The sequence below is a fragment of the Pedobacter gandavensis genome, assembly GCF_032678745.1.
GTDB lineage: Bacteria > Bacteroidota > Bacteroidia > Sphingobacteriales > Sphingobacteriaceae > Pedobacter > Pedobacter gandavensis_C.
The window spans coordinates 544068-567453 of the sequence record NZ_JAVTST010000002.1 but is presented as its reverse complement, the minus strand read 5'-3'; the positions used below and the strand labels follow the sequence as shown (position 1 = coordinate 567453).

Below are 23386 nucleotides of genomic sequence, written 5' to 3'. Positions count from 1 at the left end.
CTTTTTATTTCCCTTTATGTATGGAGAATTTATATTGGTAGGTGGCCAGAAAGTACCTTCTAAGGATTTGTTGCTCAGAAATACTCACCGAATTTTCATTCGCATATTGGTAAACCGAAATACTTTGATCTAAAAGGTCGAATACAGAAAGTTTGAACTGTCCACGGTCTTTCTTTAACATTTGAACGGTTATTGCAAGATTCAGGATATTGGCGCTTTTTGAAAAGCCCTGTGTAATCTTCGGATTGTAGTTGAAATTGTATTTGCTGTCGATAATGATTCTCTTGGGCCACCTCAAAGTCAACTCCGCCCCGATATTGTGTGAAGGATTGTTGACGTTTTTATAGTCTACCTTTTTGTAAGTGGTGATGGATTGGTTATAATCATATTTCGTACTGATGGTAAAAGAAGATTGGTAATTAAAATTGACGGATTGACCAACACGGAAACGATAATTGTATTGTATGCCTTCATCCTCATTCAGGAAAAATGCATTCTTATTGATATTCAGATAGAAGCTGTTGTTTAATCCAATTTGCCAGTCCTGGGATTTTTTAAATTGCTTCCCAATATTGCTGCCCATATAGGCATAAATGCCACCATCTTTGTTGATGGGGGTAGTAGTGCTGGCGCCATTGGCGTCTATGGTGCTTTTTTCTATCGTATTATTTTCTGAGAATGTTAGTCCACCATACATATTGTAATTGAGTTGTTTTTCATGGTTGTATTTATAAACATTACCTGAAATTTCACGATTATATTTAGGTTTAAGGTCAGGATTTCCTGTATACTTATAAAGCTGTGTATATTCTCTTACGATTGGTTGCATTTGAGCGAGTCGGGGTTGTTCGATACGTTCGCTATAAGAGACAGAAAAACTCGGCCCCTGGAAGGAGAATACAGGAAATAGGTTAGCATACTTCCTGTGCTGATCTTCAATACTCCTGTTGAACTTGTTTTGGATATTTTGCAAAGCGGCATTAATCCCGAGTTTTAGCCTATACTCTTTTCCAATGGCATAGGAAAGCTGTGGTCTTAGGTTCTGAGTCCAGGTAATTCTGCTCAGCTCGCTGCTTTGATTCGGTAAAAAGATGTTGTAATTGCCATCCTCAGGGTTTTTATCATTGTTGGATACTTTTTCTGTGAAATTAGAGTAACTCCCGCCTGCATTGATTTCAAGATCAAATACTTTGCTAAGTGGGTAGTTATATTCGACACTGAGGCCTGCATCATTTGATTTGTTATTGTTTTCTTCCAATCGGTCAAATAGTTCAGGTTTGATGCTTTCTACATATGATTTTAAATCATAGAAGGAGTAACGGTTGGAAATACTTTTGTTTAAGGATAGGTTGTGCTGGATGTTGATCGATTCGCCTTTCTTTTTTAGACGTCTGTAATAGGAGGCTGTATGAGAAAAGGAAGAATTATTACCATTAGAATTTGAACGGTTGCTGACCTCATTTAGCTTTGGATGTAAAGTGTTAAAACTATTGCTAAACGCTGTGCTTTCCCGTGTATCATAACCTAGATTGAGTTTTGGCTGATATCGGAATTGATTTAAGGTGTCTGGTTTCCATTCTATTAAACCACCTATTGCATGTTTATCATCGCTACTCCAATTTCTGGATGATGAAGCAGAAGTAATTTTTAGGTCTTTTAAAGTCTGTTCATTAAAACTGCTGGAAGCAGCGTTGGTATTCGTCTGGGTGTAGAAATAAGTGAGATTGGTTTTTAGTTTTTTCCCATAATTGTTATTGATGTTCAGCCCGCCGGCGCTCACCTTTTGCATATTGCCACCCCAACTATTTCCGCCAAAGGTGCCATCGTAATATCCGGAACCTCCAGAGCGGTTAAAACCACCCATATTATAGAGTTCATCCTGCGAAAAGCCAGTTTTATTCAGGTTATTGGATAATCCGATGAGACTCACCTGTAAGGTATCTCTGAAATTACTGAGGATGCCACCTCCCTCATAGCGATCGCGGCTTCCGGTACCTCCATAAAATTTACCTATGGTGCTTTTCTTGATTTTGCTTTTTAGCTTCAGATTAATGATTTTTGATACCTTGGAGGCACTGATTTTATGGTCAGGGTCATTTTCCCGATCATCATAAATCTGAATCTGATCCAAAAGATCTGCATCCAGATTTCTGGTGGCGACCAAAGGGTCATTTCCAAAAAACTCCTTACCATCAATCAGTAATTTGCTGATCGACTTGCCATTTACCAGTATGGATCCATCAGCGTTTACCTGGACGCCAGGTAGTTTTCTGAGCAATTCTTCCACCACTGCATTTGGTCTGGTTTTAAATGCTTCTACGTTGAACTCAATCGTATCTTTTTTAATGACTACCGGTGATCTTTCTCCTTGAATAACGACTTCTTTTAGATGGGCACCAGTAAATAATAAAGTGCCAAAATCTTTGATTTCCCCTGCTTTCAGCAAGAGGTTTTGCCGGCGTGTAGGATAGCCTACATAAGAAATGATCAGTTTTGTTGGGCGATCTGTTGGAAGGCCTGATAAGTTAAAAGCACCTTTTTTATCAGATAAGGTATAAGAGATTAAGGAAGTGTCTTTGGCATTGACCACTGCAACTGTGGCGTATTCTATTGGGCTATTGCTACTGGAATCGGCTAAAGCTCCTTTTATGGTCGCTTTGTTTTGTGCATAGGTACTGGACGCTATTAAAAATAGCAGGAGAGGCGCTAGAATTTTAAACATGAAGAGGAGGTTGTTTGGTTTGATTTCCTTTTAGAGAAATTTTTTGGTTAATCAATGATACCAAATTTTCTCAAAAACCGCCTGTTAAAATATGTTAAAATAATTAGGGCCTTAAAATAAAAAGAGGGCACCTTTTTGGATGCCCTCTTATTTCTTTATAGGAATTTATTGCTTATTTGTTCACGGTATTCATGTGGTAATCCACTAAATCATCTATAGGAGAGCGGATCACTTTACCAACGCCCATCTCATATCTGTCTGCAACGATGCTTAAAATATCTCTGAAACTATAACCTACAGATCCTACACAGTTTAAAGAGTAGTCTTTGTAGTTTGGATAATGAATCACCAAATTCTCAAAGAAAGCTGTAAATGCGAAATCTACTGTAGAGAAGGTATAATCTTCATAATTGTCTTTATAGTCGTATAAGAACTTGCTGAAACCAGCGCAAAAACGATTTGGAAGAGGTTTGTTATAAATATGATCAAAGATGTCCTCGTTAGTTAAAGCGAAGTTATCATAGAAACTTTCTCTTAAACCTTTAGGCATATAACCTTTCATATAATCACTAAGGATTCTTTTTCCGATGAAGCATCCGCTACCTTCATCTCCAAGGAAATAACCTAGAGAATCAATGTTTAGTGTAATGTCTTTACCGTCATACAAACAAGAGTTTGTACCAGTGCCTAATATCGCTGCAAAACCTGGCTCATCACCTAGTAAAGCACGGCATGAAGCCAATAAATCGTGTCCTATGTTGATCTTTGCATTAGGAAAAACCTGTTGCATAGCATCTGCTACAATTTTGCGCTTGGCATCTGTCGAACAGCCCGCACCATAGTAATTTACTTCGGTAAGTTTATCTGTTTCTAAATGATCAGGAAGAGACTTTCTTAACGAACCAACAATGTATGCTGTATCTGAAAAGTATGGATTGTATCCTTCTGTGTTAAATAGAATTTTTCTGCCTGCTTCATTAATTAAACACCAATTGGTTTTGGTTGAACCACCATCTGCAATAACTATCATCTTAATTTGTTTTTTTCGGGATAAAAGTAAATAATCCTAACACTTTTGTATGGTTTTTTTTCATAAATTTAATTCTTTGGTTTAAGTTTTTAAATAATTTACCGCCTCTATTGTGTAAATAAGGGCGTTTTTGCTCGTTTTACTTATTGATTTAAAGTTACCATATTGTTAAAAAAACACTAAGCCTAAAATACACTTGTTATTTTGAATTCCAAATTTAAAATCAAGCATTTACGGTAAATGGCATTTTAATTCTGGAAAAGGAGCTTTTTAAGAATTAAAAAAACCTCATTGCAGTGGTTAATAAACGTTTTACTAGCGTTAAATGCTGTTTTTGAATAAAATGCAGCCCTTCCAGATTTAATGTAATTATATCGTTAGCTCTATTGATTTTGTACTGCAGCACTTTTTAACGAGATTTAAAAAGTTAATATTTGTAGAAAGCTATAATAATATATGATGGCAATAAAGATTGATTTGAGAAGCGATACTGTGACCAAACCAACGGCAGGAATGCTGGCTGCAATGATGGTAGCGAAAGTTGGAGATGATGTTTTTGGAGAAGATGAAACGGTTCATCAATTGGAAACAAAGCTGGCAAAGATGTTTAACATGGAAGCTGGATTATTTTGTCCTTCTGGAACAATGACCAATCAGATTGCAATCAAATGCTTTACCCAGCCAATGGACGAAGTGATTTGCGACCAGACTGCTCATGTATATCGATATGAGGGCGGCGGGATTGCCTATCATTCTATGGCTTCAGTACGACTGTTGAATGGTCCTCGTGGCATCATTAGTCCGGAGTTAATAGAACCGGAAATCAACGATGAAAATATTCATTATCCAAATTCAAGCCTGGTGGTACTGGAAAACACTGTCAATAAAGGAGGCGGTGCCTGTTATCATCTGTCCCAAATCGAGCCTATCCATACCTTATGTAATATAAAAGGACTTAAGTTGCACTTGGATGGCGCCAGGATCTTTAATGCCTTGGTGGCTACTGGAGATACTGCAAAACATTACGGACAATATTTTGATGGCATCTCGGTATGTTTATCCAAAGGATTAGGCGCTCCGGTGGGTTCTGTATTATTGGGGAGCAAAGAAACAATCAAGAAAGCGGTTAAAATCCGCAAAGCATTTGGTGGTGGAATGAGACAGGCAGGATTTCTGGCTGCGGCTGGAATTTATGCATTAGATCACCATGTAGAACGGATGGCTATTGATCATGATCATGCCAGGGCTTTATCTGCAGCATTGAATCAGGTGAATTACGTAGCTTTAGTACTGCCTGTAGAAACTAATATTGTGATTTTTGAAGTCGCATTGGGCTTTAAAGCGGAAAGTATTGTCCAGCTTTTAGCCGAAAAAGGGATCGTTTGTACTGCTTTCGGGCCTAGAGCGGTCCGTATGGTGACGCATCTTGACATTTCATCGGAGATGATCGACCGTGCCATTGAAACCATTTTACATTTACATCCTTCCTTCCATAAATAACCCTTACATGAAGAAAATTTTGATAGCCAACAGGGGCGAGATAGCATTGCGTATCATGCGCTCTGCACGTGAAATGGGGATTAAAACGGTGGCCGTTTATTCGGAAGCCGATAGAACAGCACTCCATGTGCGCTATGCTGACGAAGCCATTTGTATAGGCCCGGCAGCATCTAGTCAGAGTTATTTATTGGGCGATAAAATTATTGAGGCCTGTAAAATTACCGGGGCTGATGCCATTCATCCGGGGTACGGCTTTCTATCAGAAAATGCTGCTTTTGCCAGATTGGTAAAAGCTTCAGGTTTGATTTTAATAGGCCCTACGCCAGAAGCCATGGAAATCATGGGTAATAAATTATCTGCAAAAGCAGCAGCTTTGAAATACCAGATCCCTATGGTTCCAGGTACGGAAGAGGCCATTACTGATGTTGAAGAAGCGAAATCCAGAGCGGTAGAAGTAGGTTTTCCAATCTTAATTAAAGCCGCTGCCGGTGGTGGTGGTAAAGGAATGCGGGTAGTAGAAAAAGTAGAAGATTTCGAAGAACAGATGCAGCTGGCCGTGAGCGAGGCAACTTCCGCTTTTGGTGATGGCGCTGTCTTTATCGAACGTTATGTTTCTTCCCCGCGACATATAGAAATACAAGTTCTGGGAGATACCCATGGGAATATTGTTCATCTTTTTGAACGCGAATGTTCTGTGCAACGTAGGCATCAGAAGGTGATTGAAGAAGCACCATCCAGTGTCCTTACCGAAGAGATCAGAGCGAAAATGGGCAAGTGTGCCGTAGATGTGGCCCGTTCTGTAAATTATGTAGGTGCAGGTACCGTAGAATTTATTCTGGATGAAAACCTTGATTTCTTCTTTTTAGAGATGAACACCAGATTGCAGGTAGAACATCCGGTAACCGAGTTAATCACAGGTTTAGACCTGGTAAAAGAGCAAATTAAAATTGCCAGGGGAGAAGCACTGTCTTATGTGCAGGAAGACCTGGAAATTAATGGCCATGCGATCGAACTCAGAGTGTATGCAGAAGATCCGGAGAATAACTTCTTGCCTGATATAGGCGTACTGGAAGTTTACCAAACTCCCAAAGGGAATGGCGTACGCATAGATGATGGTTTTGAACAGGGAATGGAAATTCCTATTTATTACGATCCAATGATCGCAAAACTGATTACTTATGGTCAGACGCGTGAGGAAGCGATCGAGAGAATGGTACGCGCAATCGACGAATATCACATTACCGGGATAAAAACTACCCTTGGTTTTGGTAAATTTGTCATGCAACATGAAGCTTTTAAATCAGGTGATTTTAATACACATTTCGTGAGCAAGTATTTTAGCCCGGATCGGATGAAAGAAAGTGATGAAAATGAAGCACTGATGGCAGCAGTAGTGGCAGCAATAACTTATAAAAAGAAAACCAGTGCAGCGATTGCAGTTGCTCAAGAACCGCAAACCAGCAATTGGAAAAGAAACCGTACAAAATATAATTAGCAGATGTTTACAGGAATTATTGAAACATTAGGAGAAATAACAGCGATTAGGGAAGAAGGAACTAATCTTCATTTTACTGTTAATTCAGAATTGAGTAATGAATTGAAGATAGACCAGAGTGTAGCCCATAATGGGGTATGCTTAACAGTGGTGGCTTTAACGGATAGCACACATACTGTAACCGCTATCCAGGAAACCTTGGAAAAGACCAACCTTTCAAATTTAAGTGTAGGTAGTAAAGTAAACCTGGAGCGTTGTATGCAGATGAATGGACGCCTGGACGGACACATTGTTCAGGGCCATGTAGACCAGACTGCTCTTTGTGTAAAAAGAGAAGAATTAGATGGCAGCTGGGAATACCGCTTCAAATACGATGGGCAAAATGGAAATGTGACTGTTGAAAAAGGCTCTGTATGCGTAAACGGAATCAGTTTAACCGTTGTAGGTTCAGAAAATGATGAGTTTTCTGTTTTTATCATTCCCTACACTTTTGAACATACCAACCTTCATCAGGTGAAGGTTGGAGATACGGTAAACCTTGAATTTGATATTATTGGTAAATATGTAGCGCGCTTAATGGCACGCGGGGAATTACCGCTTTAATTCTTCAATTTTATTCTTGATAAAAACGACCAGTTTGACTTGCTCTTTAGGGTCGACTGTTTTCAGGTACTGCTGGTAGTAATTGATTGCATTTTTCTTATCATTTAGCTTGGTCTCATAAACTAAAGCGATGTTATAGTATAAACTGCCATTATTATCAAATAATAAACCTCGTTTGTAAGCGGTGTTTGCCAGGTCGTTTTTATCAAGACTTTCATACGAGTCTCCCAATAGACCATAATAGCTGGATGTTTTCTTAGAAATGGCGGCTTTTATGGTATATTCCAAATATTTGACCGCATTCTTGTAATCTTTTATCCCACGATAACTCAGTGCAATATTGTAAGATAAGGTCTCCATGTCATCAAGTTGAGGGTCTACTCTTAAAAAGTAATCCAGCGCTTTTTGATAATCAAGCAGTAGAAAATAGCTTTTCGCCATGTTTTTCAGTACAAAGTTAGAGCTGTCTCCGTAATTCATTATTTTCTCGCCAGTCAGAATGGCTTCTTTGTATTGCTTGGAACCGATACTAGCAGGCATTTTCATTTTTAGCAATTGAAGATTACTACTATCCACCGCCAAAGCAGGTTCAAGCACCTTTAAAGCAGCAGGAAACTGATTCATTTTGAAGTAAAGTTCACTTAACTCATAAGCGACATCTGCATCAGTTGGATTCAGTTGAATTGCCTTTCTATAATTCTTCAACATCTCTAACAATTGACCCTGTTCTTTTTCTATTCGTCCGATTTGTTTGTAAGCATTGAAATTGTTGCTATCTAATGCCACCACCTTAGTTAGGTATTCTTTGGCTTTCGCATTGTTCCCTCTTCTTAAATTGATATTAGAAAGATTGAATAGGCCGGCAATGTCTTCTGGTTTTTCTGCATACAATTTCAAGTAGTTTTTTTCTGCTTCGGGTAGTTTTCCCGCCATTAAATAGGCATAAGCCAGTTGTGAGATCTCCTTAGGATCTTTTGTGTCTTCGGTATAGGTGCTTTGCAGGTATTGAGCTGCTTCCAGATAGCGCTGCGTTTGAAAATAGTCCAATAGTTTTTCTTTATCAACAGTAGCCGTTTGTCCATTTACGCAATAATTGCTGATCAATATTAAAAAGGGAAGCAGGAGTTTTTTCATGGGCTAAGCTGGTTGTCTAAAAATTCAATTGGGATTTATATGGGATAAACTTAATCAGGTTATTCAATAAACTAAGTTATTAGTTTGATCTGAACTTTCCAAATAATACCTGTAAGCATTTAGTTTGATCGGAAATAAGGAAAACATCTTGGCAAGGTAATTGGTTCTATTAGCATATCAATAATAGGTTAAACTAAATCGATAAAAATATGGATACATTAAAAAAGTTTGAATTAATGGAGAAGATAGTTAGGGAGTTGGAGGATTTACAACATTCACAACAAGCAATTATCCAGAAGATAGGTAAGATTGAAGTGGACAATATTGAACTGGGAGATAAACGACTAGACAAAGATCTACCGGACATGCACCAAAGGGTTTCAGATAACCTGGATACTATTGTAGGGATCCTTGAATACTTTGCTGATAAAACTCAGAATTTTGGAAATAAGAACAATGTGGAAGCTTTAAAAGAGAAGCAAGCCATTAACGAAGCTACAGGGCATTAATGTCCTTCAAAAAGCCGGTAAGCAGTTAATGTTTATCGGCTTTTTATATTGAAATCATCATTACTGGGCCCCACGGGAATAAACAAGTTGAACTTGGTTCCTACGCCCAATTCACTTTCTACGTTAATGGTCCCGTCATTACGTTCCATAAACTCCCGGCATACGACCAAACCAAGTCCGGTTCCTTTTTCATTTAAAGTACCCCTTGTAGACATATTCTCCCCACTAAATAGCTTTTCAACAGTTTCTGCTTTAATCCCTATCCCATTGTCATGTATGCTGAGCATCATTGTCCCCTTGGCATAGACGGAAGAAATGTCAATTTCACAGCCTTCATAACAGAATTTTATCGCGTTACTCAACAAGTTACGTACTACAATTTGGATCATTAACATATCTGCATATACCATGATTCCTGGAAAAACATCCTGAATAATCTTCACGTTTTTTGAAGAAGCGGAAGGTAAATGATAATTCACCTCATTGACAATCATACTCCTGAGATCGAAAAACTCCCTGTTGAGTCCATATCCTTTTAACTGACTTCTAGACCAATGTAATATGTTTTCCAGCAACTCTGTAGTATATAAAATGTCCTTGTTTAAGGTCGGTGATAACATTTTAAATTCATCAATGGTGATCTGATCATTAGAAATCATTTTGAGTACCTCCGAAAGATTTACCAAGGGACCACGCAGGTCATGCGCAATGATAGAAAAAATCCGATCTTTTAACTGGTTTAGCTTTTTAAGCTCTTCAGTTTGTTCCTGAGATTTTAAGGCTTCCTGTTTAAAATTGGTGAGGTCCTGAAACTTAATCACCGTGGCATTATTGCTCAGTTGATTCTGATCCAGGTAAAGGATATCCGCTTCCAGGTCATGCACACCTAGAGGGCTTTCTACGCGCAATTCCACTTTGCCCGATCGGTGGTTTTTTAAGAATTGAAAGAAAGCATCCTGTTCCGGGAATAGCGTTTCAATCGATGTTCCTATGATTTTTTTACTGTTGGGTTCATCCAGGTATTTTCTTAGCGCATGGTTGTAATCAATCACCCTAAACTGCTTGTCGATCACTAAAAATCCATCCTGAATTAATTCCAATACCTTTTCTCTAGCCACTGGCAGCACATCAAAAAGCTTATAACGGTAAATGGCAATGGTTACAAAAGTAATGGTCCCAGCAAATGCAAATGGGGTAAGGTCCAGGTTGTCTACTGGTCTGAAACCAAAGGTATAGGCGATATTGGTGATCCATGGGATCAGTGCAGCGATGATAATGCTGTAGTTTTGCCTTTTATAAATAGGGTCAGATTTACGGAAAGTGGAGATCAGGAGGTAACTGCCAATCGCCAGTAACAGGTAAAAATAGCCAGTGAATAACTTGTAAACGATACCTGGTTCAATGGAAACCATTGGAAATGGACCACTGTTGTCCATAAAATAATGCTTGTAATGGAGGTGGTGACTATCATTGGTCCATACCAGGATTGAGGTAACTGCGGTTACGCAAATCAATAGAGACAGGTTTACCGTCCGCTTATACCAATACTCTTTTCCGGAGAGCTTTAAACAAAATAGCAACCAGTATAATGGGAGGGTAGTGATGCCAATATATTCGATGTCGATCAGTAGCTTCGCTTGTGCTAAGTTGCTGCTGGCAAGTTCGAATCCATAGCCTAAAGACCATATGGCATTAGACAACATGACCAGGCCAAAAAGTCTAACTGCACCATGTTCCTTCCGGTAAGCATAGCCGGATAAAAAAAGCGTTACCGCCCCGAAAAAAATTAAGAAATAGGAGTATGCATTAAATGTAAAATCCATCTAAATAGGTGATGATAAGGGCTCACCTTTGAATTCTAACGCGATTTCAAACAGGCGATTATAAATATAAAATTACGTAATATACTGATGAATTAAAAATATTCTTAGTTTTACATAACAGTATACATATCAACCTATTCATTATATTATGAAAAAAATAATCTTATCTGCGCTATTCATCTGTTCCAGTATGATGGCGTTTAGTCAGATCCTGCCTAGTTTTCAATTCGGACTAAAAGGTGGGGTCAACCTTACCAAATTTAGTACGGAAGGTACATTGAAAAGCGATAATAGAGCGGGATATTATGGTGGTATCTGGGCGCGTATTGGCGCGGCAGGAATTCACTTGCAACCAGAGATGTATGTTTCAGGTAAAAATACTACGTTAAAAGCAGATAACGGCTTTGAAAATAAAGTTGACTTTACCAGTTTAGATATCCCGGTTTTAGTGGGTACAAAAATCGGCGCAGCTGGTATTGGCCTTCGTCTGAATACCGGACCAGTAGTATCTTTTGTATTGAGTAAAGATCAGTCTATATCAGACGCGGCAGGTCAGGCTTTTAAAGGTAGTTTTAAAGACCAAAACTTTGCATGGCAGTTTGGTGCCGGACTGGATGTCAGTAAATTAGGTATTGACCTGAGATATGAACAAGGTTTGTCCAAAATTGGCAAAGATGAGTACAGTGGTGCAAAAAAACTAGGTTTATTCACGCTAGGACTAGCTTACCGTTTGTTCTAAAATACAATTTTTCAACATTTGTGGAAAAGGGCTGAACTTTAGGGTTTTGCCCTTTTTTTTGGCGCTAAAATTGATATTATGATTCTCCCTAACTTAATTAAGAAGACCATGAATATCAAAGAATTATTATTGAATGGAAAAGGCTTCTCAGAGCTGCTGAAACAATTCTCTATTGAAGCTGATGATGTCAAAATTCAGGATGAAGACGTGATCTTGTCTGACCAGATTTTGCGACACAAGGATATCCTAAGAGAGAGTATCTGTATTGAAGGAAAAAATAAAGAAGGTATTGTAAACCTTTTTGGAACCCTTCATTACAACCTGCTCAATAAACTGGCCGTGTTCGAAATGCAGGGATTTGAGAAAATTGCTACAGTTTAAACTTGCTTAGGCATCTTTTACTATTTCCTTGATTTCGTAATTGAAAGCGCCCTTTATAGGGCGTATAGGACGATTCTTGTCGTCACTCAGCACTTTTACATAGCAAGCCCCAAAGTAAAAGATAAAGGAAGAGTAAAATACAAACAGCATAATCAGCACGATTGAGCCTGAAGTACCATAGATATTTCCAATACCACTCAGCGGCAGCATAATTCTAAGAATGGACTTACCGATGGTAAATAGGATACCTGTCAGGATCCCCCCATGTATGGCAGCTTTCCAACCCGGACGGCCATTGGTAAGGTATTTGAATAGTACAGAAAACCAGGTGGTTACAATTGTAATGAACAGCAATTGATTCAACATCAATAGGAAAAACCTTCCGAAATTTGGGGAAGCATTGTTGACATAAGTGCCAATAATAGCTTGCATGCTATCTGTCATGATGCCGACAAAAAACAACAGTCCTGCCAGTAAAATAATCACAAAAGAGCGGGCTCTGAGTTTCATCTTGAAAACAAATCCTACCTTTTCTTTGATGCCAATAGACCAGATTTGGTCCATTGAGTTTTTGATCACCGCAAAGAGTGTGGTGGCAACAAAGATGAAAAAGATAAAACTCAATACCGTTGCATACCATTGATGATCTACGCCCCGGATATTTCTCAAGACCTGTTTGATTTGAGTCGTACTGCTGTCGTCTAAGACCGTACCCAGGCGTTCAAATAAGGTGTTTGCCAATTCCTTTCTGTCCATGAAAAATCCGAACAAGCGAATTAAGATAATCAGGATTGGTGGCAGCGCGAAGTTGGCAAAGAAAGCAGTTGCTCCCGCAAGACGCAGTGGATCATTCTTTTGGAATAATTTAAATGCCGCGCTAAAGCGTGTTAAAAATAATGAGATGCTTCCGATGATGTTAATGTCCATTCCCCGCAGGTTGCCTTGAAGCCCGAAAATAGCTATTTTTTCCTAAATCTACAGCAGTTATGATGTAAAAAAGCCAGTACTGTTTCCAGACTGGCTTTCGTTTTATGAATAATAAGAATCAGTTTTTTATAAGTTACCTCTCAGTTCCTGCTCACGTTCCAGGGACTCAAATAAGGCTTTAAAGTTGCCGGCACCAAATGATTGTGCACCTTTTCTCTGGATAATTTCAAAGAATAAAGTCGGACGGTCTTCTACCGGTTTAGTAAATATTTGCAATAGATAACCTTCCTCATCGCAATCTACCAGGATACCCAGTTCTTTCAACTGCGCAATCTCCTCATCGATCTCACCCACACGGTTTGTCATCATGCTATAATAGGCATCAGGGGGTGCACTTAAAAACTCAACCCCTCGAGCTTTTAATTCTCTCACGGTAGACAAAATATCTTTTGTAGCTACCGCAATGTGTTGCACCCCTTCGCCTTCATAAAACTCTAAATATTCTTCAATCTGAGATTTCTTCTTTCCTTCTGCAGGTTCATTGATTGGAAACTTGGAAAAACCATTCCCATTGCTCATCACCTTACTCATCAGGGCCGAATATTCGGTATTGATCTGCTTATCATCAAAGGATAAGATGTTGACAAATCCCATCACTTCTTCGTACCATTTAACGGTCTCATTCATCCTGTTCCAGCCTACATTACCCACACAGTGGTCGATGTACAATAAGCCCGCTTCTGTTGGTGCATAGTCGCTTTTCCAGTCGCGATAGCCTGGCATAAAGGTCCCCGTATAGTTTTTACGCTCTACAAACATATGGATGGTTTCTCCATAGGTGTAAATTCCTGACATCCTTATTTCTCCGAATTCGTCAGTTTTTGTAACTGGCTCCAGATAAGGTTTTGCCCCACGTTTTGTAGTTTCTTCAAATGCACTATAGGCGTCATCCACCCATAATGCCAGTACTTTTACGCCATCACCATGTTTTTTCACATGTTCTGCAATCGGGCTATCCGATTTTAATGCAGTGGTCAATATCAATTTGATTTTTCCTTGTGTCAATACATAGGAAGCGCGGTCACGTACCCCTGTTTCCGGTCCGGCATAAGCCAGAGATTGGAAACCAAACGCTGTTTTATAATAGTGTGCAGCTTGCTTTGCATTGCCTACATAGAATTCTATGTAATCCGTTCCATTAATTGGAAGAAAATCAGGCGCTTTAGCAATCTTTTCTGCAAATGTTTGTGTACTCATGATTTTTAAATATTTTAAAACTTTATCTGATTATTCTACGTTTTCTTGCCAGCTTTTATGGTAACTCTCATCCTCAATATTAATGGCATCTTCCGTTAACATTAAAGGACGGAAAGGATCTATCATCACGGCCAGCTCTTCAGTACTCTCTTTACCGATAGATTTTTCTACTGTTCCCGGGTGTGGTCCGTGCGGAATTCCACCTGGATGCAAAGTAATCTGCCCTTTAACGACACTCTTTCTGCTCATGAAATCACCATCCACATAATACAATACCTCATCACTGTCCACATTACTATGGTTGTATGGGGCAGGAATAGATAATGGGTGGTAATCATATTTCCTTGGTACAAAAGAGCAAATCACAAAATTATGACCTTCAAAAGTCTGGTGTACTGGAGGTGGCTGATGCAAACGACCGGTAATTGGTTCAAAATCATGGATAGAAAATGCCCATGGATAATGAAAACCATCCCAGCCTACAAAGTCAAAAGGGTGAGTTCCATAGGTGTATGGATACATTAAGCCTTGTTTCTTGATCAAAACCTTGAAATCACCGTACTCGTCGATAGTTTCCAGGTCCTGAGGACGCCTGATGTCACGCTCACAGTATGGAGAATGCTCCATTAACTGTCCGTATTCATTTCTATAACGTTTCGGAGAGCGGATCGGACTGAAACTTTCGATGATAAAAAGTCTGTTCTTCTCGTCGTCAAATTCCAATTGGTAAATGGTACCACGGGGTACTACGAGGTAATCGCCATAGGCAAAACGGATCTTTCCAAAGCCTGTTTTTAGCGTTCCTGTACCTTCATGGATAAAGATCACTTCATCTGCCTGACTATTCTTATAAAAATAGTCGGTCATAGATTTTCTTGGCGCGGCCAAAGAGATGTGTAAATCGCTGTTTACGAGTACAGGTTTTCTGCTTTTCAGGTAATCATCTTCCGGTTTGATGTTGAAACCAATCAAACTGGTATGACGAAGGTGCTTTTCACGCGCAATCTTTGGCTCTACAGAGTAAGGCTCACCGAGTGCTTTTACAATGGTTGGCGGGTGACAATGGTAAACGAGTGAGTATAAGCTGGAAAACCCTTCAGTAGAAACCAATTCTTCTGCATATAAATTGCCATCGGGCTTTCTAAAAACGGTATGACGTTTCGCAGGAATAGTTCCTAAGGTATGATAAATAGGCATAACAGTAGGTTAATTTGGTTAGAATTATATATGTATTAATAACAGTAAAACGCGGAAAACGTTTTATTCAAAAGCAGCGGGAAGCTATATGGAGTATTGTGCAAAGATGATCTTGGAAAGCATCGCATACCTGAATGCAGCCAACGCTTGTTTGGCCACCTGATTTTGATATGTGAGTTGTAAGATCATTTTGTTTGCGGAGCTAAATTAAGTAATAATTATAGTAAAGAACAAACAATCAGTCCGATTATATGTAGATAAAATATATTTAACCACTGATGCTGTATTTTTATATAGCTTTGAATAACTTGATAAAAAACTGCACATATGAAGCTGGTATCCTATAAAACAGAAGACAGAGAACACCTGGGTGTTTTTGTAAACGGACATATTTATAACCTGAACTCTTGCGACAAGCTGTTGCCTGATGAAATGTATGCTTTCCTACAGGGTGGGGTCGATCTGATGGATCGTGCTAAAAAGGTTGATGCACAGATTAAATCTGGCGAAATCGAACCTAAAGAAGAAGCTTTCTTTGAATTATTGGCACCAGTACCGCACCCAACATCTTGTAGAGATGGCTACGCTTTTCGTCAGCATGTAGCTGCGGCACGTAGAAATCGTAAGGTAGACATGATCGCTGAGTTTGATCAGTACCCAATTTTCTACTTCACCAACCACAATGCCATTCAAGGTCCTGGCGACATAGAATGTATGCCGGATCATTTCCAGAAACTGGATTTTGAATTGGAAGTAGCGATTGTAATCGGTACGAAAGGCCGTAACATTACTGCCGCAGAAGCCGATAACTATATTGCCGGTTATATGATCATGAATGATATGAGCGCAAGAACCCTGCAAATGGAAGAAATGCTGTTAAATCTAGGGCCTGCAAAAGGAAAAGATTTCTCTACCGTAATCGGCCCATGGTTGGTTACTCCTGATGAACTGGAAGAATACCTTTGCGAAGCTAAACCTGGTCACACCGGAAAAGCTTATAACCTGGAAATGACTTGTACAGTGAATGGGGTACAGGTATCTGCCGGAAATATGGCCGATATGGACTGGACTTTTGCGGAGATCATTGAGCGTTGTGCTTATGGTGTAGATATTTTACCTGGTGATGTGATTGGTTCTGGTACAGTAGGTACAGGATGCTTCCTGGAGCTTAATGGAACAGGATTGTTGAACGACTCTGATTTTAAACCACAATGGTTACAGGACGAAGATGTGGTCGAAATGGAGATCACTGGTCTTGGACACCTGAGTAATGTCATCAAAAAAGTAGATACAGACTTCTCTATCCTTGCTTTGAAAAAGAAATAATAGATCATCTCCGGTAAGCAAGAATAACTGTTTACCGGAGTATCTTATTTTTATAAGGCGATAAACTGGCATTCCCTAGCCCGCTCCCCTAAATTAATCTTCGAGATTAAAATTCAGTAAGCCCTTTTTTAAACTACATTTAGGCAGTAACTTTGAGCTTAAACAAGCCCAAATCCATATGCTGACGATCGATGTAACCACAATTCCTGCTGTTCAATTGCAAAACTACCTGCAATATGCCATTGCACCCAGACCCATTTGTTTTGCAAGTACCATAGATCAGGAAGGAAACATCAACCTCAGCCCTTTTAGCTTTTTCAATATGTTCAGTACTAATCCACCGATGTGCATCTTTTCTCCATCGAGAAGGGTGAGGGATGGTAGTACCAAGCATACACTGGAAAATGTACTGGAAGTAAAAGAATGCGTGATCAATATTGTCAACTATCCAATGGTACAGCAAATGAGCCTGGCCAGTACGGAATATTCGAAAGGCGTTAATGAGTTTGAAAAAGCTGGTTTTACCATGTTGCCTTCCCAGTTGGTGAAGCCACCAAGAGTGGCCGAAGCACCTGTACAGTTGGAATGTATAGTTAAAGAAGTGATTCATTTAGGAGATCAGCCCGGTGCTGGTAACCTGATTATGGCAGAAGTAAAGCTGATCCACATTCATGAGGATATTCTGGATGCAGATGGCAAAATAGATCAGGAAAAGATAGACCTTGTAGCACGTTTAGGCGGCGATTGGTATTGCCGTGTAACTCCGGAAAGCTTGTTTAAAGTGGCTAAGCCCTTAACTACACTGGGTATTGGGGTAGATGCTTTACCTAAAGCCGTAAGAAACTCTTATGTGCTTTCAGGGAACGACTTGGGTAGGTTGGGGAATATTGAACAACTGCCTAGCGCAGATGATATCGATGAAATGCAACAACATCCTCAGGTGAAAGAAGTTTTAGACGCTACGATTGGTGATGCGAATAACCGTGAGCGTGAACTTCATGAACTGGCGAAGCAATTCCTGACAGAAGGAAATGTACTGAATGCTTTAAAAGTAGTATTGCTTTAAGAGGCGGGCTATAAAATGCTCACCACTTTCATAAAGCGCTTCTTGTAGAAACCATCATTTAAACTGGTGATGGTTACGCCTTTTGCACTTCCTGAAGAAGAGTGAATGAACTTGATTTCATCACCATTCACTGCAGAAATAATACCTACATGACCCACACGACGAATGCGACTGTTGGTGCCGGTAAAGATGATCACATCTCCAACCTGCGCATCAGCAAGCTTCTTGTCCTGGCCTTTAGTGGCAAAATCTCTAGAGGAGCGAGGGGCATTGATCCCAAAATTCTTAAACACATAGTTTACAAATCCTGAGCAGTCAAAACCAATCTTAGGATTGCTGGAAGCATAACGGTAACGTGTACCAATCATAGACTTTGCAAAAGATAAAAGATTGCTCGGTTGAAATTTGCTGGCAGGAATTGCCGGTAAGTGTTCCATCAGCTTGAAAACCATATCCTGATAGGGGATAGGTGTCAATCCTTGCGACTTTGCCGCAAACGTACTCATGGATAGAAACAGGAGAATGATGATGCTTTTCTTCATAGGGATCGGGCTAAAGATAGTAAAACTATCTTTAGCCAAAAATAATGTTGATAAGTAATTGATTAAGGGGTGGTTACTGCTACAGGTAGCACTTTTCCGTTGAAAAACTTATGACCGGTCTTCGCAAAGTCGGCCACATATTTCCCCATTTCGAAGGCCATTACCGGCGATTGATAGCCTGGGAAAGCCTGTTCTAACATTTCTGTTTGTGCAGAACCTAAAGCCAGACAGTTCAGCTTTATGCCAGTCTCTGCCAATTCAAATGCCAGGCATTCTGTAAGCGTGTGTAAAGCAGATTTACTCGAAGAGTAAGCAGCAAGCCCAGGGAACTTTACGCTGCCCTGAAAACCACCCATACTGCCAATATTTACAATATGACTACCAGCCGTCATTAATGGCAAAAGGTTTTGAATCATATTAAAATGACCCAATACATTGCTTTCGAACATCTGGTACAAATCCTCTTTGCTGGTTTCCAGGAAAGGCTTGTTGATCAAAGCACCCGCATTATTGATTAAAATATCAATGGTACCTAGTCTTTCCTTTAAAAAAGGAAGTAATACAGCATAATCATCATTTACAATGTCAAATTCAACCGGAAGCAACACGCAATCCGGATTGATACTCCTGGCAATTTCCAGCAGTTTACGCAGCTTGTCCGCAGAACGGGCAATACATACAATTTTATTCTCTTTATGGAGTGCGAATTCTAAGGCAGTTTCAAATCCAATCCCACTACTCGCACCTGTTAAAACTATATTCATTTAATCTTCTTCTATAATCAATTGAGTTACCGGATTTTCAATCACATGTAAGCCATCGGTAATTAATTTATAATGATCTGGTTCATTTGCTGCTTTTAGCTCCAGATAAATACGTATTTCTTTCTCCAGCTCAGGATCAAGGTTCTTATGGTAAAGGATCTCCAGAATCTCTAAAGCAGCCAGCCAATCGTAACGGTGTTCTGTTTTTAGGGCTTCAAATAGTGCAATCACCTGTTCATAATTTCTCTTTTCTTCTCTGATCGTACGGATTTCTTTGTAGATGGCATGAAGTTTCTGCGTTTTTTCATCGTAGGTCACTTTATGCGTCTGTTTATCACTGATATGTGTGATTTCTTCGTAGGCATCTTTATCCGCGGCACCATTAAATACGGAAACAATTTTCTCTCCAACAGCCATGTCATAAGTACCCCATTCCGGTTGGAACAGGACATTACCATTGCCTTCTTTTACGGTACAATCTTCAAATACAATCAGGATTGTTTTACCGCTATGTTGCAGAATCTCTTTTACTAAACCATTAAGTTGGATGCCACTGTCGAAAGTTAAATCTGCCCTGCTACCCGTCGCAATTCCTTGCTCCTGTAGTTCAGATAAACTTAACTCTTCCAGTACCAAGCCATTTAATCTACCAACAGGAGAGGAGAACCCGTCCTTATGGTAAAATTTACCATGCCCTTCCAATTGCTTTGAATCTACTGCTAATGCAGAAGGTCCGGTTGTTTTTAGGAAAGTAAGCTCATCAGCAGCATTCAGCCCCATATCTGTAAAGATACCGGTTACCTGTAATCCAGAACTGTATACTGCCGTTGCCGGGTTTTTACACTCAATTGCTTTGACTATACTTTCTGCACCGCCACGTCTGAATGCCATGGTATCCGCAAACTGCTCTAAAACGTCGATCAGATTTTGGAAATTTTCCGTTACAAATAGCTGTGGCTGTGGTTTCGTGATGTCATAAGAGTAATTGATGGTATCAATATTATACCACAACTTTTTCACTTCTTCTTTCATGCAGCTGGAACTTTCGCCAATAGAGGAAAGTAAACCTGCACCGTATATTTTCGGATTTTCTAATGTGCCGATCAAGCCGTATTCTACAGTCCACCAGTGTAAACGACCCAATAAGGCCATTTCAGAAGGCTCGCCCATATTTTCAGCTACGGTCTGTAAATGTTTTTCTGCCTTTGCAATTTCCTGCTCAGGGGTATTCGCCGATTCTTTTAAAATGCTCAGGTTTCGAATGGCTTCGTAAAGTTCAAAATCTTTCGAAGAGAACATGGCTTTAGCACCGATAGAACCAAAATAGCTTAGGTAACTGTTGTAATCCATATCTGCGATAATCGGGGCATGCCCTGCCGACTCATGGATGATATCCGGAGCAGGAGTATATTCAATATGGTTAATCTGACGGATGTCTGCTGCAATCACCAATACCTGGTAAGCCTGATATTCCATGAAGGCTGCAGGTGGAATAAATCCATCAACAGTTACCGCACCCCAGCCAATCTTGCCCAGGTTGTCGTTCATGGTTTGCAAATTCGGGATGTGTTCTATACTTAAACCTGCGCGTTGCAAACCTTTAATATAGGGATAATAGGCCACTTCTTTCAGGTAGCTATAGTTCTGGCGCATTACATAGCGCCAAACAGCCTGATCAATTGGCGTATATTTTTCATAATGCTGCTCTACAATAAATTGCCTTAAATGCTTTGGAAGCTTAGCTACTCTTGGATTGTTAAAGTCATTAAAATCACTCATTACCTATATGGTTTATATGGAGGCCAATATAAGAAAATCTATTTCTTCTCCTAAACAAAACCTGCCTTGATTTATGAAAAATAACGGAAACTAGACATAAATAGGGATAGGCTTCTTTATTTCTTCACTTTGAAAGAAAAGTGCTTTTGTGAGAAATAACTAAATACAGCCAGTAATAAGGAAATGATGATTTTTGAAACCGTAGGATAAAAACCGAAGGCTTCTACCAACACTTTTAGCAGGGCATAATTGATGAGGATATTTGTGGCCACTACAGAGGCATACCTAAACAATTGAATCCTGCCTTTTAAGGTCGACTTCGTAAAAACCAGGTACTTATTTAAGGTGAAGCCGATAAAAAAAGTAATCACAGATTCTATACAAAGTGCTGCTACCGGAGCGGTAATGAGCTTTGGCAACATTGGAAAGTCCAAATGAACATCCTGTTGCTGTAAAATCCAGTTGTAGGCAATATAGTAAATCACAATACCAGCCACGAAGGTAGTACCTCCGGAAGCGATATACCTGAAAGTATGTAAGGAAATGTATTTCGAAAAAGGGGGATAGAAAAAGTCTATGAGCTTTAACAAAGCTTTGCGCATACTTATTTATAGGTTAACTGATTTGCGATCATTCTGTTGTTATATTGTTGACGGAAGGCTTTCAACTTCTTTTCCATAGCTGCGGCAACATCCGGTTCCTGCGCTAAAATATTGTTTTTACTCAGGCGGTCTTTTTTCAGGTTGTATAAAGCCAGGTTCTCTTTACCATCATTTACCAGGTAATAATCGCCCATATAAAAGTTAAAGGAACCATCGTTATTGTTCACTACAAAGTTATCTGTTTTTTCATCAAAGGCATCAAAGCCCATAGAGAAGTAAGGCTTGTTGTAATGCAGGTAGTTCAGTACCGTAGGCATGATGTCTGTTTGTTGGATCAGCTTATCGGACATTCCTTTAAGAGAGCCATCCGGGCGATAGAAAATAATAGGAATAGAGAAATAACCTGGGGTATTCTGGTATTCCGGGTGGTAAGAAACTGTAGCATGGTCGGCACAGAGTACAAATAGCGTGTTTTTGTACCAGGGCATACTGGATGCAGTTTTGAAGAAATTACGTAAAGCCATGTCCGTATAACCCAGAGGCTCCTGTACGGGTAGTGGTCCTTTTGGAAATTTGCCTGCATACTCATCCGGAACACGGAAAGGATGGTGAGAAGATAAGGTGAACACACTGGCAAAGAAAGGCTGTTTAAGCGTATTCAATGTTTTTGCTGTGAACTGTAAAAAAGGATCGTCCCAAATGCCCCAGGTACCATCAGTATCTCCGGTTTTTCCATACTCATTTTGTCCGAAGTATTTTTTTATTCCGGCAAGGTTGGTATAAGAAGAGAAGCCCATAGAGCCATTGGCTGCGCCATGGAAAAAGGCAGTTTCATAACCTTCATCACCCAGAATCTTAGCGATACTGGTGGTCTTGTTGCTCGAATAAATCGACAATACAAAAGGTTCGTTGATAGAAGGGATGCCGGTGATCACAGAAGGCAAGGCGTCAATAGACTTTCTGCCATTTGCGAAACTTCGTTTAAAGGTATAGCTCTCGGCCACTAAAGAATCCAGGAAAGGAGTGTAGCCTTTGTATTTACCACCATCAAGGTCTTTGTTCAGGCTTCCTATATGTTCTTTCCCAAGGCTTTCCACTATGATCACCATTACGTTTAACTTATTAAAGCTAGCGGTATCTTTTGGCAGGTGAATCGGGTTGTATAGTGAATTTAAAGTCTGTTCATCAAAATAGTTCAGCGGCTTTAACTTCGAAGCTTTTAAGGTTCTGATGATGGAAAAAGGAGTGTTTAATACCAGACTCATCTGATCTGGTGTGTCTACATAATCTCCCGCATTACTCAAGGTAATTGGTCTGGTTTGCGCTCCCCAGCCCCCGCGGACACCCGTGATACAGCCTACAGCCATCAGACCCATCAATGCAGTATGTAATAGATAAGTTGTCCAGGTAAAAGTAACGGTTTTTTTAACCTGAACCAGTTGGTATAGTTTGATGAATAGCCAAATCAATACCGCCAGTAAAATCAGCAGGTACCAATAGTCTTTTAGGAAATCGCCAAAGAGTTTTAACTTGTTTTGCTCATTGCTAAACTGGTTAAAAATCGTTGCTGTGGTTCTTTTAAGCGTGAATTTATAATACGCAAAATCCATTAGATTGGCAATTATACCTAAGCTGTTGGTCACAATAAACCACCATTTGAAAAACTTTTGATAACCTTCATTATAGCGGAAAGGAAAGGGGATCAAATGGGCAAGGATATAAATCGAGTTGATATAGATTAAGGCAGAAACATCAAATTTCAGTCCACCCCAAAGGATGTACAGGTATTTGGGAAGCGTGATATTTTGGAAGAGGTCCTGATTGAAGAGGTAGAATCCGATTCTACACAAGGTATATAGTAATAGTAAGATTAGAAATCGATAGGCCAATACCAGATAAAGATTCAGGCCTGTAGTGTCTTTTATTTTCAATTTTCGAATATTTGCTCCAAAGCTAAGTATTGATAATGATTTATTAATGTTAAATTCAT

General features: G+C 39.6%; 20 protein-coding genes. 8 read left to right on the top strand and 12 right to left on the bottom strand.

The genetic code is table 11. The annotated features are described in order from the left end of the window. Positions 1 to 4: 4 nt before the first annotated feature. On the bottom strand, positions 5 to 2722 hold the full coding sequence (locus R2S10_RS10185; RefSeq protein ID WP_316840339.1) for an outer membrane beta-barrel protein: 2718 nt from the start codon (positions 2720 to 2722) through the stop codon (positions 5 to 7). Positions 2723 to 2894: 172 nt separating this feature from the next. After that, entirely contained in the window at positions 2895 to 3752 is an 858-nt protein-coding gene (locus R2S10_RS10180) for an N-acetylglucosamine kinase (protein WP_316840338.1), read from the bottom strand. A 459-nt stretch (positions 3753 to 4211) separates the two neighbouring features. Between R2S10_RS10180 and R2S10_RS10175 the strand changes: the two genes are divergently transcribed. Genes R2S10_RS10175 through R2S10_RS10165 form a run of 3 tightly spaced genes read left to right on the top strand, consistent with a single transcriptional unit; the run spans position 4212 to position 7350 of the window. Beyond that, positions 4212 to 5252 (top strand): threonine aldolase family protein, encoded by a 1041-nt coding sequence (locus R2S10_RS10175; protein WP_410478971.1) that lies wholly within the window; start codon positions 4212 to 4214, stop codon positions 5250 to 5252. 7 nt (positions 5253 to 5259) lie between these two features. Continuing rightward, positions 5260 to 6747, top strand: a complete 1488-nt coding sequence (gene accC / locus R2S10_RS10170; protein WP_316840336.1) for an acetyl-CoA carboxylase biotin carboxylase subunit — start codon at positions 5260 to 5262, stop codon at positions 6745 to 6747. A gap of 3 nt (positions 6748 to 6750) precedes the next feature. Further along, a complete protein-coding gene (locus R2S10_RS10165; RefSeq protein ID WP_316840335.1) occupies positions 6751 to 7350 on the top strand; it encodes a riboflavin synthase in 600 nt (199 codons plus the stop codon). Here R2S10_RS10165 and R2S10_RS10160 read toward each other — a convergent pair. Further along, positions 7339 to 8484 carry a tetratricopeptide repeat protein gene (locus tag R2S10_RS10160; RefSeq protein WP_316840334.1) on the bottom strand — a complete coding sequence of 382 codons (1146 nt, stop codon included), beginning with the start codon at positions 8482 to 8484 and terminating at the stop codon, positions 7339 to 7341. The genes R2S10_RS10165 and R2S10_RS10160 overlap by 12 nt on opposite strands. 209 nt (positions 8485 to 8693) lie before the next feature. Between R2S10_RS10160 and R2S10_RS10155 the strand changes: the two genes are divergently transcribed. Beyond that, positions 8694 to 8993 (top strand): hypothetical protein, encoded by a 300-nt coding sequence (locus tag R2S10_RS10155; RefSeq protein ID WP_316821488.1) that lies wholly within the window; start codon positions 8694 to 8696, stop codon positions 8991 to 8993. A 32-nt stretch (positions 8994 to 9025) separates the two neighbouring features. Here R2S10_RS10155 and R2S10_RS10150 read toward each other — a convergent pair whose 3' ends face one another. Then, positions 9026 to 10816, bottom strand: a complete 1791-nt coding sequence (locus R2S10_RS10150; protein WP_316840333.1) for a histidine kinase N-terminal 7TM domain-containing protein — start codon at positions 10814 to 10816, stop codon at positions 9026 to 9028. Between the two features lie 148 nt (positions 10817 to 10964). Here R2S10_RS10150 and R2S10_RS10145 point away from each other — a divergent pair, with 148 nt between their 5' ends. Further along, complete coding sequence (locus R2S10_RS10145) at positions 10965 to 11555, top strand: porin family protein (protein ID WP_316840332.1); 591 nt, start codon at positions 10965 to 10967, stop codon at positions 11553 to 11555. A gap of 108 nt (positions 11556 to 11663) precedes the next feature. Beyond that, entirely contained in the window at positions 11664 to 11936 is a 273-nt protein-coding gene (locus R2S10_RS10140) for a hypothetical protein (protein ID WP_316840331.1), read from the top strand. A 6-nt stretch (positions 11937 to 11942) separates the two neighbouring features. Here the strand turns inward: R2S10_RS10140 and R2S10_RS10135 are convergent, their stop codons facing one another. The 3 genes from R2S10_RS10135 to R2S10_RS10125 form a co-directional block, all read right to left on the bottom strand. After that, positions 11943 to 12863 carry a YihY/virulence factor BrkB family protein gene (locus R2S10_RS10135; protein ID WP_316840330.1) on the bottom strand — a complete coding sequence of 307 codons (921 nt, stop codon included), beginning with the start codon at positions 12861 to 12863 and terminating at the stop codon, positions 11943 to 11945. 126 nt (positions 12864 to 12989) lie between these two features. Continuing rightward, positions 12990 to 14120 (bottom strand): 4-hydroxyphenylpyruvate dioxygenase, encoded by a 1131-nt coding sequence (gene hppD, locus R2S10_RS10130; RefSeq protein WP_316840329.1) that lies wholly within the window; start codon positions 14118 to 14120, stop codon positions 12990 to 12992. Positions 14121 to 14150: 30 nt separating this feature from the next. Further along, positions 14151 to 15317 (bottom strand): homogentisate 1,2-dioxygenase, encoded by a 1167-nt coding sequence (locus R2S10_RS10125; RefSeq protein ID WP_316840328.1) that lies wholly within the window; start codon positions 15315 to 15317, stop codon positions 14151 to 14153. A gap of 327 nt (positions 15318 to 15644) precedes the next feature. Between R2S10_RS10125 and R2S10_RS10120 the strand changes: the two genes are divergently transcribed. Further along, positions 15645 to 16643 carry a fumarylacetoacetate hydrolase family protein gene (locus R2S10_RS10120; protein ID WP_316840327.1) on the top strand — a complete coding sequence of 333 codons (999 nt, stop codon included), beginning with the start codon at positions 15645 to 15647 and terminating at the stop codon, positions 16641 to 16643. A 178-nt stretch (positions 16644 to 16821) separates the two neighbouring features. After that, on the top strand, positions 16822 to 17709 hold the full coding sequence (locus R2S10_RS10115; protein ID WP_316840326.1) for a flavin reductase family protein: 888 nt from the start codon (positions 16822 to 16824) through the stop codon (positions 17707 to 17709). An 8-nt stretch (positions 17710 to 17717) separates the two neighbouring features. Here the strand turns inward: R2S10_RS10115 and R2S10_RS10110 are convergent, their stop codons facing one another. From R2S10_RS10110 to R2S10_RS10090, 5 genes are all read right to left on the bottom strand, one after another. Then, positions 17718 to 18251: a C40 family peptidase gene (locus R2S10_RS10110; protein WP_316840325.1), complete on the bottom strand. Its 534-nt coding sequence runs from the start codon at positions 18249 to 18251 to the stop codon at positions 17718 to 17720. 62 nt (positions 18252 to 18313) lie between these two features. Continuing rightward, positions 18314 to 19015, bottom strand: a complete 702-nt coding sequence (locus tag R2S10_RS10105) for an SDR family oxidoreductase (RefSeq protein WP_316840324.1) — start codon at positions 19013 to 19015, stop codon at positions 18314 to 18316. Further along, positions 19016 to 20794, bottom strand: coding sequence for an aromatic amino acid hydroxylase (locus tag R2S10_RS10100; RefSeq protein WP_316840323.1), 1779 nt, complete (start codon positions 20792 to 20794; stop codon positions 19016 to 19018). It abuts the gene before it with no gap. 116 nt (positions 20795 to 20910) lie between these two features. Continuing rightward, positions 20911 to 21396, bottom strand: coding sequence for a GtrA family protein (locus R2S10_RS10095; protein ID WP_316840322.1), 486 nt, complete (start codon positions 21394 to 21396; stop codon positions 20911 to 20913). 2 nt (positions 21397 to 21398) lie between these two features. Continuing rightward, entirely contained in the window at positions 21399 to 23327 is a 1929-nt protein-coding gene (locus R2S10_RS10090) for an LTA synthase family protein (protein ID WP_316840321.1), read from the bottom strand. Positions 23328 to 23386 lie beyond the last annotated feature (59 nt).

Excerpts from the sequence above, each read along its gene's own strand:
- R2S10_RS10185 (WP_316840339.1), bottom strand. The coding sequence starts at position 2,722 with ATGTTTAAAATTCTAGCGCCTCTCCTGCTATTTTTAATAGCGTCCAGT.
- R2S10_RS10180 (WP_316840338.1), bottom strand. The coding sequence starts at position 3,752 with ATGATAGTTATTGCAGATGGTGGTTCAACCAAAACCAATTGGTGTTTA.
- R2S10_RS10175 (WP_410478971.1), top strand. The coding sequence starts at position 4,212 with ATGGCAATAAAGATTGATTTGAGAAGCGATACTGTGACCAAACCAACG.
- accC (WP_316840336.1), top strand. The coding sequence starts at position 5,260 with ATGAAGAAAATTTTGATAGCCAACAGGGGCGAGATAGCATTGCGTATC.
- R2S10_RS10165 (WP_316840335.1), top strand. The coding sequence starts at position 6,751 with ATGTTTACAGGAATTATTGAAACATTAGGAGAAATAACAGCGATTAGG.
- R2S10_RS10160 (WP_316840334.1), bottom strand. The coding sequence starts at position 8,484 with ATGAAAAAACTCCTGCTTCCCTTTTTAATATTGATCAGCAATTATTGC.
- R2S10_RS10155 (WP_316821488.1), top strand. The coding sequence starts at position 8,694 with ATGGATACATTAAAAAAGTTTGAATTAATGGAGAAGATAGTTAGGGAG.
- R2S10_RS10150 (WP_316840333.1), bottom strand. The coding sequence starts at position 10,816 with ATGGATTTTACATTTAATGCATACTCCTATTTCTTAATTTTTTTCGGG.
- R2S10_RS10145 (WP_316840332.1), top strand. The coding sequence starts at position 10,965 with ATGAAAAAAATAATCTTATCTGCGCTATTCATCTGTTCCAGTATGATG.
- R2S10_RS10140 (WP_316840331.1), top strand. The coding sequence starts at position 11,664 with ATGAATATCAAAGAATTATTATTGAATGGAAAAGGCTTCTCAGAGCTG.
- R2S10_RS10135 (WP_316840330.1), bottom strand. The coding sequence starts at position 12,863 with ATGGACATTAACATCATCGGAAGCATCTCATTATTTTTAACACGCTTT.
- hppD (WP_316840329.1), bottom strand. The coding sequence starts at position 14,120 with ATGAGTACACAAACATTTGCAGAAAAGATTGCTAAAGCGCCTGATTTT.
- R2S10_RS10125 (WP_316840328.1), bottom strand. The coding sequence starts at position 15,317 with ATGCCTATTTATCATACCTTAGGAACTATTCCTGCGAAACGTCATACC.
- R2S10_RS10120 (WP_316840327.1), top strand. The coding sequence starts at position 15,645 with ATGAAGCTGGTATCCTATAAAACAGAAGACAGAGAACACCTGGGTGTT.
- R2S10_RS10115 (WP_316840326.1), top strand. The coding sequence starts at position 16,822 with ATGCTGACGATCGATGTAACCACAATTCCTGCTGTTCAATTGCAAAAC.
- R2S10_RS10110 (WP_316840325.1), bottom strand. The coding sequence starts at position 18,251 with ATGAAGAAAAGCATCATCATTCTCCTGTTTCTATCCATGAGTACGTTT.
- R2S10_RS10105 (WP_316840324.1), bottom strand. The coding sequence starts at position 19,015 with ATGAATATAGTTTTAACAGGTGCGAGTAGTGGGATTGGATTTGAAACT.
- R2S10_RS10100 (WP_316840323.1), bottom strand. The coding sequence starts at position 20,794 with ATGAGTGATTTTAATGACTTTAACAATCCAAGAGTAGCTAAGCTTCCA.
- R2S10_RS10095 (WP_316840322.1), bottom strand. The coding sequence starts at position 21,396 with ATGCGCAAAGCTTTGTTAAAGCTCATAGACTTTTTCTATCCCCCTTTT.